The following is a 12,924-nucleotide window of genomic DNA, read 5'->3' as shown; positions in this document are numbered from 1 at the left end:
TTGCGATTCTTCGGGGAAGGTTTTGCGTTTTCCTCTGGTTTCATGTCATAGGATCGTCACACAGCCGTCACATATCTTCTGATTTTCGGACGCCGTCGCTGAATGCGGCGGGCGTCCCGCCGTTGGTTTGCGGAGATCGCCCCCCATGACCACCCCCGCCGATTCCGACTCCTTCCTGAACGCCGCCCCTTGCGGAGCGGGCTCCGCGGCGCCCGGCGCGGATTCGCGCTTCGTGGTTCTGACCCGCGCCTATGACTTCGCCGCCCGGGCCCACGCCTATCAGCGGCGCAAAGGCGCGCGGGGCATGGATTACCCCTATCTCAATCATCTCTGCGAGGTGGCGGCTCTGGTCGCGGAGGTCAGCCCCGACCTCGACGTGATCGTCGCGGGGATTCTGCATGATTGCGTCGAAGACCGCCACGCGGCGCTCGGCGACGTGCGCGAGGCCTTCGGCGCGCGGGTCGCGCTGCTCGTGGACGCCATGACCGACAAGCCCGAATGGGAGCTTCTGACCACCGCCGAGCGCAAAAGGCTTCAGGCGGAGTCTCTGGCGAACAAGCCGCCTGAGGCGAAGATCGTCAAGATGGCCGATCAGGTGAGCAATCTGCGGGCGCGGGCCAAGGCCCTCGACCGCTGGACGCCCCTGCGGCTGCGGGCCTATCTGACCTCCTGCCAAGTGGTGGCGGAGGCCTGCGCGGGGGCTTCTCCGCGTCTGGACGCGCTGTTTCGTCAGGCGGCCTCCGAGCTTGCGGCGGCGCTGGACGCTTTGCCGCCGCTCTCCGCCGCCGAGACTCAGGCGCTGGACAAGCTCGGCGACGGGCCGTGAGAGATTCCTGATCAGGGCGGATAAGGTTGCAGGCCTCTCCATCGCCTCTTACGCTTGCGCCGATCTGACGAGGCGGGGACGGCGATGGATGATCTGGAGATTTCGGTCGAACAGTGGATGAACGTCCTTCAGGACCAGGGAACGACGAAGCCTCAAATGCTGGAGATCCTGAGGGCGCTTTACGCGCGCCCGCATCATGGAGCCGGAGTCGCCGATCTCGGGGCGGAGTTGGGCTATCCGCGCGGCTCCTCAGATAGAGGGAAAGCAGCGGTCTCCAAAACCGGCCGGATCGCCCCCATGGATCAGCGCCGCGCCGCCGGGGTCATCGGAGTCGTCAACGGTTTCGGCAGGGCGCTCGGCAAAAATCACGGCATTGAGCTGCTCACGTCGAGCGGGAAGCGCATTTATTGGGCGCTGCCCTTCTATTCCGCCCCTCTCCCTCCAGAGGGAGGATGGCCGCAGGGCGAGGAGCCGACCGTCGAATACGGAACAGATGAAAACGGCTTCTTCATCTGGATCCTCTGGCCCGAGTTGGCCGAAGCCATGGAGCGGCTCGGGCTAGTCGGCGAGGCGAGTTCAGACTCCATCGCGCAGGAACTGGACGAAACTCCCGATCCTGAAGCCCCGGAATTCGTCGAAGGCGGGCGCGTCCGCAGGATGGTCAACCTCTATGAACGCGACAAAGACGCCCGCGCCGCCTGCGTCCGTCATTACGGCGCGAAATGTCAGGCTTGCGAATTTGATTTCAGAAAGGCTTATGGCGCGCATGGCGAAGGCTTCATCCATGTGCATCATCTGGTCCCTCTCTCCACAATCGGCGAGGATTACGAGGTGGACCCGATCAAAGACCTGATCCCCCTTTGTCCGAATTGCCACGCCATGATCCACCGCGGGCCGGAGGCGCCTTTGACGCTCTCAAGGCTGAAACAGATCCTCGCGGCCGCCAAAGCCTCCCGCTGAGGCCGCCCCTCCGCTTCCCCTCTTCGCAAGCCGCGCGCGCGCGCTTATAAGCCCTCGCCATGAGCAGCACCCAGAATCTCCTCGGCCATAACGCGCCCGCCCTGCCGCCCGAAATCGCGCGGCGGCGGACCTTCGCCATCATCGCCCATCCCGACGCGGGCAAGACCACGCTCACGGAGAAGCTTCTGGTCTACGGCGGCGCCGTCCAGACCGCCGGCGCCGTCCGCGCCCGCGGCGAGCAGCGCCGCGCCCGCTCCGACTGGATGAAGCTGGAGCAGGATCGCGGAATCTCGGTCTCGGCCTCGGCCATGACCTTCGAATGGGACGGGAAGCTCTTCAATCTGCTCGACACGCCGGGCCATGAAGATTTCTCCGAAGACACCTATCGCACGCTGACCGCCGTCGACGCCGCCGTCATGGTGATCGACGCCGCCAAGGGCGTGGAGCCGCAGACGCTCAAGCTGTTTGAAGTCTGCCGCATGCGCGACGTGCCCATCCTGACCTTCGTCAATAAGATGGACCGCGAAGCCCGCGACACTTTCGAAATCCTCGACGAGCTTCAGCAGAAGCTCGCCCTCGACACCGCGCCCGCCTCATGGCCTATCGGCATGGGCCGCGAATTCCTCGGCGCCTACGACCTGTTGCATGACCGCCTCGGACTCATGGACCGCGCGGATCGCCATGTGAAGGCCGAGACCGTCGAAATGAAGGGCCTCGACGACCCGAATCTGGCGCAGCGCCTGCCCGCCGACCGCCTCGCCGAACTCCGCGAGGGCGTGGAGATGGCCCGCGAGCTGCTGCCCCAGTTCAACGAACAAAGCTTTCTCGAAGGGCATTTGACGCCCGTCTGGTTCGGCTCGGCGATCAACAGCTTCGGCGTCGCGGATCTGCTGAAGGGCCTCTCGGAATACGCCCCGGCGCCGCGCCCGCGCCCCGCCCTCACCCGCGAGGTCGAGCCGCAAGAGCCGAAGGTCACCGGCTTCGTCTTCAAGGTTCAGGCGAACATGGACCCCAAGCACCGCGACCGCGTGGCCTTCGTGCGGCTCTGCTCCGGGCGCTTCGACCGGGGCATGAAGCTGCATCACGTGCGCAGCGGCAAGCCCATGGCGATCTCCAACCCGATGTTCTTCCTCGCCCGCGAGCGCGAGGTGGTCGAGGAGGCTTGGGCGGGCGACATCATCGGCGTGCCCAACCATGGCCAGCTCCGCATCGGCGATTCCCTCACCGAGGGCGAGGAGCTGCGCTTCACGGGCATCCCCGCCTTCGCGCCGGAGCTTTTGCAGAACGTCCGGGCGGGCGATCCGATGAAGGCCAAGCATCTGGATAAAGCTCTGCTCCAATTCGCCGAGGAGGGCGCGGCCAAGCTCTTCAAGCCGCTTCAGGGCGTGGGCTGGATTCTCGGCGTGGTGGGCGCGCTGCAATTCGACGTGCTCGCCAGCCGCATCGAAGCGGAATACGGCCTGCCCGTCCGCTTCGAGCCGACGCAATATCGCGAGGCGCGCTGGATCCGGGGCGCCAAAGCCGACGTCGAGGCCTTCGCCGAGGCCAATAAAAGCCAGATCGCCGAGGATCACGACGGCGATCCGGTGTTTCTGATCCGCATCCCTTGGGACGTCCAGCGCGTGGAGCGCGATTACCCCAAGATCACGCTCTCGCGGGTCAAAGAGACCTTAGGCTGACGTCCCAAAACGATACAATGCTACGCCCCCGATCCTTCAATCGGGGGCGTCTTCGTTTCCGGGAGGGAGAACCGCGCCCGGCCTCCATGATTCATCCCTGTTCTCCTGCGCCGATCCGCGCCTTAACTTCTGAGGCGAGGCGCTTTTGAAGGCCTCGCCTCCCGCGACAGGCCGGAACGCAGCCCCCTTCCGGTCCCCGAACGAACGAACGCCCTCCTTCGCGGGGCGAAGGAGGGCGTTCTTGAGAGCGTCAGGCGCTCCCGGAGATCAGGAGATCAGGCATCAGTGCGGACGGGCCAGCGTCGCGGCGGAGGAGATGATCCCCAAAGCCTGATCTTCGGTGATGGTCAGCGTGCCCACGCGGCGGATCTCGATCAGCCGCTCGGGAGTCAGGGAGGCCAGATCGGCGAAGCGGCGCACGCCCTGCTCCTGAAGGCGGCGGGCCGTGGCCGGGCCGACGCCCTCGACGAGGGTCAGGTCGTCCGCGGCGAGGGCCGAAGCCTCGGGCTGGGCCGGAGCGGCCGGAGCCGCTTCAGGGGCCGGGGCGGGCTCAGGGGCGGCCTCGGCCTTGACCTCCTCAGGCTGCGCGAGCGGCGCGGGCGCGGGCTCGGCCTCCGGCTGGGCGGAGAAGGTTTCGACCAGCGAAGGCTCGGCCTTCGGCGTGGCGGGCTCGTGATCCTCGAAGAGATCCTTGGCCGCCTTGGGGGGCTCTTTGGCGAGAGGCTTCTCAGCCTTCTTCGGCTTGGGCTCGGCCTTCGCAGGCGCGGCCTCGGCGACCGGAGCGGCCTCAGCCTGAGGGGCGGCCTCGGCGACCGGAGCGGCTTCGGCCTTCGGCGCCTTGGCGGCTTTCGCCTTAGGCGCGGGCTTGGCCGCTTTGGGCGCGGCCTCGGCGGAGGCTTCTTCCTCGACCTGCGGCGCCTTGGGGCCGCTGAAGGCCATGCCCGGCGCATAGGCGCCTTGGCTCAGCACGCCGAAGGCGCGCAGCTGCGGCCCCCAGATCTCCAGCCAGGGGGATTTCAGACCCAGAAGGGGCGCGAAGGGCGTCCAGCTCCAGAACGCGCGCAGGCTCTGCTGAGCCAGGCGCGACGGATCCGCAGAGGCGCCGCAGGCGTTGGGAGGCGTGATGGGAGGCATGGCGTCGTCTCGCTCTCTGATCAGGCGGGTTCAGGCGTCGGGGGGCGCAAGCTTATGCTGCGCCGCAACATCGCCTTGATTTGGGCTTCAGGACGCCAAAAGTCAACCGCAGCGCGGTCCCATGCGCCGCGACTCGCGCGCGCAGGCGCGGACGCTTCTCAACGGCGCCGGTCTCAACGGCGCCGGCCTAGCGGCTTCGGGCGGCTCCGTCCTCTTCGGCGTAATGGGCGACGAGGCGCTTCAAAGCCCATTTCACCGCCATCTTGCCCGAACGGGCGGGCATGCCCAAACCGCGCTCCAGATCCTCCAATCCCTCCAACCGGCAGCAGACCCGAAAGGCCGCGTCCGACAAATCCGGCCCCATGGCCTTGAGCCCCGCCATCACGCGGCCCCGCGCCGCCTCGGCGGAGAGGCTCAGGCTCTCGCGCCCGCCGCCGAAGCCTCCGGAGGTCCCCGCCGTCAGAAAGCCGCGCCAGTCCTGAGTCACCCGCGCGCCCATATGCCCGCGCTCGTAATCGGCGCGCAGACGCTCGGCGGCCTCCACCTCCTGCGGCGAGAGGAAGGGCGCGCCGTCCGCCCCCTTGCGCCGCGCCAGCCAGCCCACCGGAGATTCCCCGAGATTCACCTTCAGCTTCTCGACCTTCTCGCCGGGACCGGCGGCGAAGAGCTTCTCGGCCTCGATGCGGCGGGCCTCGCGGAAACTGGCGCCGGGCTCGGCGCCTTTGCGGCCGCCGGCCCTCATCCGCGCCGCCGCCGAGAGGCCCGCCGTCGTGACGACCCAGCCCCGGCCGCAGGGACGGGTCAGTTCAGGGCGGATCCAGTCGCGGCGCGCCATCTCCTCGATCCCCTCTTGGGAGAGCTGCGGGCGCAGGATTCCCGACTTAGGCTTCCCGCGCTTGAAGATCTCCCCGGAACCATCTGAATTCTGACAGATCCATGCGCCGGCACGCGCCAAAACAAGCAAGCATCCACGCGCTTCGGCTTCGGCGGCTCCTTGGCGCAACTTGCGCGGATCAAAACTCATCATGGAAACCAACTCCTTCATCAGGCTGCGCGAAAGCCCTCCGCCGAGGCCGAAGCCATGGACGAAGGGTCGTTTCAGGACCGAATCGCCGGGACTTTTCAGAAGGATGTGATTCGCTCATCCAACCCCCGCCGCTCGGAGGGCTCCGAATTCAGGATAAAAAACGCACAGCGTATAGGTGTGTATTTCATATTAGGGAAATCAACCATGGAGCAGCCCTCTGCGACTGTTCCCATTTAGGAATATTCATAGAAAATTTATCTGAATGAGAAGTTTTGATAAACTTTACTGGAATTCGAGTGTTACAATTTGGATTAATCAGCCAGACTAGCTTAAAGGATAGTCGATGATTCGAGCAGGTTCGACATTATGAAAAACAGGATACGCGTTTTCAGGCAGCGCAACGGCATGACCCTGCGTGAGCTGGCCGAGGCGGTGGGCACCACGCCCCAAAGCGTCTCGCGGCTTGAGACTGGAAACATGACTCTCTCCACCGACTGGCTGGAGCGCTTCGCCACCGTCCTGAAGGTGCATCCGGTCGATCTGCTCGAAGGTCCCGGCTCGCGCCTGATCCAGATGTTGGGCGACGTCGACTCCTCCGGAGACGTGACTTTGGGCCGCGAAACCGGCCTCAGCGTGGACGTGCCCGCCGAGGATCCGGTGGCCGCCCGCATCGAGGAGGCTTACGGGCCTTACTCCGCCGGCGACATCCTCATCGGAGACCGCATGCGCGGCGACATCGCCCGCGCCTACGGACGCGACTGCCTCGTCATGGCCGACGACGAAGCCGTGATGCTCCGCCGGGTGCTGCCGCCCCCCAAGGGCGAAGAGGTCGAGGGCCAAGGCCTGCGCGCCGCTCTGGCGAGCCTGCGCCCCGCCCGCGATCCGAGTCAGGCCATCGTCTACGACGCGCCCTTGCTTTGGGTGGCGCCGCTGATCATGCGGGTCACGCATCTCTGATTCCGCCTCCGAAGCGCGGATCCGCCTGAGGGCGAATCGCGCCGCGAGGCGGAGATCGAACGCGGACCATGGATCGCCCCGGCGGTCCGGTCGATTCAGGCTCCCGAGGCCCGGCTGCGAAGATCGCCGGGATTTCCGCGCCCTCCCTCTCCATCAAGGAGCGCGGCCTCTTCGGGAGCCTCAGGCGGCGGGGAGCAGGGCTTCGCCCTCCAGCCGGACCGAGGCTCCGCGCGGCGGAGCGGTCCCGCCTCCGCCGTGCGTCAGGCGACGCCCCCCTCTTCAATAAAGATCGCGCCGAATCTCCGCCCGCCGCCCGCCCGGCGTTCCTGCGGAGGCGCGTCGGCCGGATTCGGGATTCGGCGGAGGCCGCGCGGAAACCACGTTCGGGATTCGGCTTTCGCAGCGCACAGATGAACCTCTCAGGCATAATGTATCAATGTGAACCGTATTTTCATTGATGCGCAGCAGAGTAGTGTTATTTTAAAACATACCTGTGAGAATGACTGCTCACGCCTTCACCACGAAAGCCTCTGATACGCGCCTCCCCGGCTTGGCGCGGCTGAGCTTCGCGAGGTCGGCGACGTCAAGGCGCGCGTCTTTTGGGAGGGGCGGCGGCTGGCGGAGCCGTCCTTCCGGACATAGGGGCTCGATCCGGATCTCGTCGCGAAGCGACCCCCGCCCGGATCGACGCGCGAAGCCCGCCGCCGGAAAGTTAGGTTCGGGCGGGACGGGCCTTCAGGCTTTGGGGCATGAAAGGACGACGAAGATGACGTTAAGCATTCTTGGAAGAGGCGGCGCGCTCGGCGCCGCCGCCAACGCCCGCGCCGGACAGGCCGCCGCTCAAGGCGCCCACGCCGGACATGGCGGAGCTCAGGGCGGAGCCCAGACCGGAGCCCAGACCGGATGGAGCGCTTCGGGCGGCTATCGTCCCGGCGCGAGCGCCGGATGGAGCGCTTCGGGCGCGGGCGCTCAAGGCGGCGTTTCGGGCGGCGTTTCGGGCGGCTATCGCCCCGGCGGCCAGATCGGAGCGCAAATCGGGGGCCAGACGGGCGGACAAGCCGGATGGCGCTCCCTCGCCGGGTATAACGGGCGCATCGCCGCCGCCGCCGACATCCCCAATCTGCCCCGCGGCTGGAGCACCTACGGCTTCCAGACCCAGACTCAGGGCCAGACCCAGCATTCCGGCCCCCAGCCCGGCGACGAGCAGGCGGCGGGGATCGGCGGCCGGATCAGCAACATCCTGCCGCCCGGCAGCCTGCTGGGCCGCGTCCTCGGCGTGCCGATGGGCGCCTTCTCCTATCTCGTCGGGCATGACAGCGCGCTGCGCGCCGCTCAGAACGGCGACGTCGGCGGCTGGCTGGTCAACACCCAGAGCCACGAAGCCCACACCCACGCCCTCGGCGGCAACGCCGGAGGCCGTCAGGCCCCGCTCGCCTTCCTCGGCACGCTGGGTCAGGAAGCGGGCTATATGCTCGGCCTTGACGGCGTGTTCGGCAATTCCGCCGCCTATGACCGCGTCCATGGCACGAACTACAACCATGACGCGGGCCAGCCGACCCACGTCCTCCCCATCTGGGGCGAGCGCGGCGGCCTCACCGGCAGCGGCTACACGCCCGGCACCGGCGTTCCGACCGGCCAGCAGCAGGCTCAGGCTCAGGCCGGCGGCGGCGCGCACGCCGGACATTGAGGCTCAGGCTTCAGGCTCCGCAGATTCAGCCCTCCCCGCGCCGCGGGGAGGGTTTTCGCGTTCAGAGGCTCAGCAGCAGAAACAGCACGGGCGCCGCGAGCAGAGTCTGCGCCGAGATCAGCGAGGCCATGAGCCGCGCGTCTCCGCCCAAACGGCGCGCGAGGACGTAGCTCGCGGTGGCGGTGGGCGCCGCCGCCGTCAGCAGCGCCAATTGACGGCCCTCCGGCCCGAGCCCCAAAGCCCAGGCCAAAGCGAAGGCCGCCGCAGGCCAGACGAGGAACTTCACCAGACTCGTCCAGAGAATGAGCGGCAGATCGCGCAGGGTCTCGGCGCCGAGCTTCAGCCCCGCCCCCACCGCCAAAAGCGCCAAAGGCAGACTCGCGCCGCCGAGCGCCTCCAGAACCCTCAGGACCAGCCCCGGCGGAATCAGGCCCGTCAGATTCAGCGTCAGCCCTAAAAGCGAGGCCAGAACCAAAGGATTGGTCGCCAGCTCCTTCAGGGCCTTCAGCCAAGGCGAGGAGGTGGGAGTCCCCTGCCCCGCTCCGCTCAAAGCAGCCCCGTTCAAGGCCAGAGCATGGGCGCCGACGGACAAAATATTCGCCGCGATGATCAAAGGCGCCAGAGCGGGCGTCAGCCGCTCCAGCCCCGCCGCGCCCTGAGCCGCCAGAGCCGTGGCGAAGGCGATGTAGGTGTTATAGCGGATCGCGCCCTGAACCACGCTCGGCAGGACCGGGCCGGAGAGCCTGCGGCGCCCGAAGCTCCAGACCAGCGCGAAGGCGAAGACTTGCCCCCCCACCAGCGCCGCCCCCAGCTTCACGGCCTCCAGCCCCGCCGGAGGCGCCTTGACCAAAGAGGCCACCAGCAAAGCCGGAAACAAGGCCCAATAAGCCAGCTTCTCCACCTCGGCCCAGCCGACCGCCGAGACCACGGACAGCCGCGCCAAAGCCGCGCCGACGAGCATCAACGCGAAGCTCGCGGCCAGCGCCTCGATCGCCCCCATGGGACGCTCCTCCCTCTTCCCCGAACGCGCCCTTATAAGGCGTCTTCCCGCTCAGGTCGCCCCCCGGGACGACCACGGGCTTTTGCGGAATCCGCAAGCGAAAAGGTTGTCATATGCGGCGATTGGCGACATGATCGCGCCATTCAAGGCGGTCGCCTCTTCATGCTCCGAACAAGGCCGCCCCAAGGGGGAAACGCGCCATGTCTGAGATCGAGCCGCTCGCCATAGGGCCGGACAACTCCCTGCTCATCGTCGAGGACGACGACGCCCTTCGCTCGCGGCTCGCGCGAGCCATGGAGAAGCGCGGATTCGCCGTGACCATGGCCGCCAGCGTCGCCGAGGGCGTCGCCGCCGCCAAGACCCATCCGCCCGCCTACGCCGTCACGGATCTGCGGCTCGGAGACGGCAGCGGACTCGACGTGGTGACCGCCATCCGCGAGGCGCGCCCCGAATCCAGAATCATCGTGCTGACCGGCTACGGCGCCATCGCCACGGCGGTGGCGGCGGTCAAGGCGGGGGCGGTGGATTATCTCTCCAAACCCGCCGACGCCGACGACGTCTGCGCCGCGCTGCTCAGCCCCGAAGGCGAGCGCCCTCCGCCGCCCGATAATCCCATGTCCGCCGACCGCGTCCGCTGGGAGCATATCCAGCGCGTCTATGAGCTCTGCGAGCGCAACGTCTCGGAGACGGCCCGGCGGCTGAACATGCATCGGCGCACGCTTCAGCGCATCCTCGCCAAACGCAGCCCGCGCTGAACTCCGCCATGACTCAGGATATGGACTCCGAAGGCCCGCAGACTCCGGGGAGGGAGGGCGACAACGCCCCCGCCTTCTCCGTCTCGGAGATCTCCGGCGCGGTGAAGAAGACGCTCGAAACCCGCTTCGGACAAGTGCGCGTGCGCGGCGAGGTCTCGGGCTATCGCGGGCCGCAAAGCTCGGGCCATGTCTATTTCACGCTGAAGGACGAAGGCGCGAAGCTGGACGTGGCGATCTGGAAGGGCGTCTTTCAGGGCCTGCGCTTTCGCCCCGAGGAGGGGATGGAGGTCATCCTCTCCGGCAGGATCTCCAGCTTTCCGGGCTCCTCGAAATATCAGCTGATCGCCTCAAGCCTTGAGCCTGCGGGCGAAGGCGCGCTCATGGCCATGCTGGAGAAGCAAAAACGCCTGCTCGCCGCCGAGGGCCTTTTCGACGAAGAGCGCAAAAAGCCCCTCCCCTTCCTGCCCGAGGTGGTGGGGGTGGTGGCCTCGCCGACCGGCGCCGTGATCCGCGACATCCTGCATCGCCTCGCCGACCGCTTCCCGCGCCGGGTGATCCTCTGGCCCGCCGCCGCCCAAGGCGAAAACTGCCCGCCCGAGGTGAGCGCCGGAATCCGGGGCTTCAACGCTCTGAAGCCCGGCGGGCCGATTCCGCGCCCCGACGTGATCATCGTGGCGCGGGGCGGCGGCTCCATTGAAGACCTCTGGGGCTATAACTCCGCCGCCGTGGTGCGCGCCGCCGCCGCCAGCGAGATTCCGCTGATCTCGGCGGTGGGCCATGAGACGGACGTCACGCTCATCGACTTCGCCGCCGATAAACGCGCCCCCACCCCCACCGCCGCCGCCGAAATGGCGGTTCCGGTGCGGGCGGGGCTGGTCGCTTTTCTGGAGGATCTCGAAACCCGCAGGCGCGGCGCCATGCGGCGCGGGATCGAGGACCGCCGCGCGACGCTCCGCGGCCTCGCCCGCGCCCTGCCCCGGCCGGAGAGCCTGCTCGAAACTCCGCGCCAGAGGCTCGACGCGGCGGCGGCGGGCTTGCCGCGGGCTCTGGCGCTCTGGCGGGCGGCGCAGGAGCGGCGCTTCGCCGAAGCCTCCGGAAAGCTGGAGGCCGCGCGCGGAAGGCTCAGCGAGCGCCGGAGCGGCGCGGCGCGGGCTCTGGCCGTGACGGGCGAGCGGCTGAATCATGCGCCGCAAAGACTGATCGCGCTGAAGCGCCGCGATTGGGCCGCGCGGCCTCTGCCCTCGCTCCGGCCCGCGCTCGCGCGGCGCGCCGAGCGGCTGGAGATGGTCGCCGGGCGGCTGGATTCCGCCTTCCGCGCCGCGCGCGCCCAGCGAATCGAGAAGCTGCGCGGATTAGGCCAATTGCTGGAGTCCTATTCCTTCAAAGGCGTTCTGGCGCGAGGCTTCGCTCTGGCGCGCGACGCCGAAGGAAAGCCCATCCGCGACGCCGCCGCCCTCGCGCCGGGGGATCTCGTCGCGCTGACCTTGCAGAAGGGCGAGGCCAAGACCCGCGTCCTCGGGCCGGAGGAGGGATCAGCCCCTCAACCGCCTTTGACGAAGAAATAAAAGGCCGCCGCCGCGACCAAAGCCACCGGCAGCAGAATCCGCACAGCCCGCCTCAGCAGAAAGAAGGCCAGCACGAAGACTCCGACGATGATCGCCAAAGAGGTCGGGTCGTAGGTCGATGGGTCCATGGCGCGGCGGCCTCCCGGAAGATCCTGTTCAGAAAGGGCAGGAAGCCGCGCCCCTATCCGAAAGGCAAGCCTTTTCGCCAAGCCCTTCGGGGGCCGCCAGCGCTTGACGGCGCAGGCCGCGCGGCGCAAGTAGACGCCGGAAGACGCTCAAGGGGGAGAGCTTGCGCAAGTGAAGATCGTCACGGATTGGCGCGCCGTCGCGCCGGATCTGCACGGCGCCGCCGTCGCCATCGGGAATTTCGACGGCCTGCATCTCGGCCATCAGGCGCTGTTGACCGCGACGCGGCGTCAGGCGGAGGCCATGGGCGCGCCCTTCGGCGTCGTGACCTTCGAGCCCCATCCGCGCGCCTTCTTCGCGCCCGAAGCGCCGCCCTTCCGGCTGACTCCCGCCCGCGCCAAGGCGCATATCCTTCAGGAATTCGGCGTGGAGATTCTGCATCAGGTCGATTTCGACGCGGAACTCGCCGCCATGACGCCCGAGGCCTTCGTGGATCGGGTTCTGGTCGAAGGGCTCGGGATCTCCCATCTGGCGGCGGGCGCCGACTTCCGTTTCGGCGCGGGCCGGACCGGAGACATGGCCTTCCTCGGAAGGGTCGGGCCGGAGCGTGGATTCTCCGTGCAGAGCGTGCCGCTGATCGAGGGGCCGCAGGGCGTGGAGCTTTCGTCCAGCGCGGCGCGGCGGGCTCTGGCGGCGGGGCGCCCCGAAGAGGCGGCGCGGATTCTCGGGCGTCCCCATCGCATCGAAGGCGTGGTGAGCAAGGGCGACCAGCGCGGACGCACCATCGGATTCCCCACCGCCAACATCGGACTCGACGGGCTTCAGCCTCTGGCCTTCGGCGTCTACGCCGTGCGGGCGCGGCTGGCCAAAGAGCCCGGCGAGATCGGCGCGGGCGTCGAGGAGGATCAGGGCGGGCGCGGGCCGCTCTGGAGGGGCGTGGCGAATCTCGGGCTGCGCCCCACCTTCGCCGGAGCCGCGCCGCGTCTGGAGGTCCATCTCTTCGACGTGGAGGAAAACCTCTACGACCGCACGCTGATCGTCGAGATGATCGCCTTCCTGCGCCCCGAGCGCAAATTCGACGGGCTGGAGGCGCTCAAAGCCCAGATTCAGGCCGATTCCCAAGAAGCGCGCCGTCTGCTGGCCGAAGCCTGAGCCGAAAAAGACAAAGCCGCCTCGGAGGGGAGGCGGCTTGAAGCGGCTTGCGGGAG

Annotated in this window: 12 protein-coding genes; 8 read left to right on the top strand and 4 right to left on the bottom strand. The window is 67.9% G+C overall.

The window, feature by feature from the left end:
- The first annotated feature begins 145 nt into the window (after nt 1-145).
- The 3 genes from B161_RS17300 to B161_RS0107610 all read left to right on the top strand — a co-directional run bounded on the left by B161_RS17300 (nt 146) and on the right by B161_RS0107610 (nt 3,465).
- Nucleotides 146-826: an HD domain-containing protein gene (locus B161_RS17300; RefSeq protein ID WP_018632774.1), complete on the top strand. Its 681-nt coding sequence runs from the start codon at nt 146-148 to the stop codon at nt 824-826.
- Nucleotides 827-910: 84 nt separating this feature from the next.
- Nucleotides 911-1,786 (top strand): HNH endonuclease, encoded by an 876-nt coding sequence (locus tag B161_RS18780; protein WP_018632773.1) that lies wholly within the window; start codon nt 911-913, stop codon nt 1,784-1,786.
- A 59-nt stretch (nt 1,787-1,845) separates the two neighbouring features.
- The gene (locus tag B161_RS0107610; RefSeq protein WP_018632772.1) at nt 1,846-3,465 is read left to right on the top strand and encodes a peptide chain release factor 3; all 1,620 of its coding nucleotides are present in this window, start codon (nt 1,846-1,848) and stop codon (nt 3,463-3,465) included.
- Nucleotides 3,466-3,747: 282 nt separating this feature from the next.
- Here the strand turns inward: B161_RS0107610 and B161_RS18775 are convergent, their stop codons facing one another.
- Both B161_RS18775 and B161_RS17285 read right to left on the bottom strand, forming a co-directional pair.
- Nucleotides 3,748-4,599 (bottom strand): helix-hairpin-helix domain-containing protein, encoded by an 852-nt coding sequence (locus B161_RS18775; protein WP_051085745.1) that lies wholly within the window; start codon nt 4,597-4,599, stop codon nt 3,748-3,750.
- A 187-nt stretch (nt 4,600-4,786) separates the two neighbouring features.
- Nucleotides 4,787-5,434 carry a DUF6456 domain-containing protein gene (locus tag B161_RS17285; RefSeq protein WP_157755579.1) on the bottom strand — a complete coding sequence of 216 codons (648 nt, stop codon included), beginning with the start codon at nt 5,432-5,434 and terminating at the stop codon, nt 4,787-4,789.
- Nucleotides 5,435-5,992: 558 nt separating this feature from the next.
- On the opposite strand from B161_RS17285, the gene B161_RS18770 reads away from it, so the two are divergent.
- Entirely contained in the window at nt 5,993-6,583 is a 591-nt protein-coding gene (locus tag B161_RS18770) for a helix-turn-helix domain-containing protein (protein WP_083922924.1), read from the top strand.
- Between the two features lie 766 nt (nt 6,584-7,349).
- Nucleotides 7,350-8,270, top strand: a complete 921-nt coding sequence (locus tag B161_RS0107590) for a hypothetical protein (RefSeq protein ID WP_018632769.1) — start codon at nt 7,350-7,352, stop codon at nt 8,268-8,270.
- Nucleotides 8,271-8,331: 61 nt separating this feature from the next.
- Here the strand turns inward: B161_RS0107590 and B161_RS0107585 are convergent, their stop codons facing one another.
- Entirely contained in the window at nt 8,332-9,270 is a 939-nt protein-coding gene (locus tag B161_RS0107585; protein ID WP_018632768.1) for an AEC family transporter, read from the bottom strand.
- A 200-nt stretch (nt 9,271-9,470) separates the two neighbouring features.
- Between B161_RS0107585 and B161_RS0107580 the strand changes: the two genes are divergently transcribed.
- Together B161_RS0107580 and xseA are read left to right on the top strand one after the other, a co-directional pair.
- Complete coding sequence (locus B161_RS0107580) at nt 9,471-10,025, top strand: ActR/PrrA/RegA family redox response regulator transcription factor (protein ID WP_018632767.1); 555 nt, start codon at nt 9,471-9,473, stop codon at nt 10,023-10,025.
- An 8-nt stretch (nt 10,026-10,033) separates the two neighbouring features.
- Nucleotides 10,034-11,590, top strand: a complete 1,557-nt coding sequence (gene xseA, locus B161_RS17275; RefSeq protein ID WP_240471601.1) for an exodeoxyribonuclease VII large subunit — start codon at nt 10,034-10,036, stop codon at nt 11,588-11,590.
- Here xseA and B161_RS19570 read toward each other — a convergent pair.
- Nucleotides 11,566-11,718: a hypothetical protein gene (locus tag B161_RS19570; protein ID WP_018632765.1), complete on the bottom strand. Its 153-nt coding sequence runs from the start codon at nt 11,716-11,718 to the stop codon at nt 11,566-11,568. The two genes, xseA and B161_RS19570, sit on opposite strands and share 25 nt — an antisense overlap.
- A 169-nt stretch (nt 11,719-11,887) precedes the next feature.
- On the opposite strand from B161_RS19570, the gene B161_RS0107570 reads away from it, so the two are divergent.
- Complete coding sequence (locus B161_RS0107570) at nt 11,888-12,868, top strand: bifunctional riboflavin kinase/FAD synthetase (protein WP_018632764.1); 981 nt, start codon at nt 11,888-11,890, stop codon at nt 12,866-12,868.
- The last annotated feature ends 56 nt before the right edge of the window (nt 12,869-12,924 follow it).

It is taken from the genome of Neomegalonema perideroedes DSM 15528 (genome assembly GCF_000374145.1).
GTDB classification, from domain to species: Bacteria; Pseudomonadota; Alphaproteobacteria; order Rhodobacterales; family Rhodobacteraceae; genus Neomegalonema; species Neomegalonema perideroedes.
This window is presented reverse-complemented; position numbering and strand designations above follow the sequence as displayed.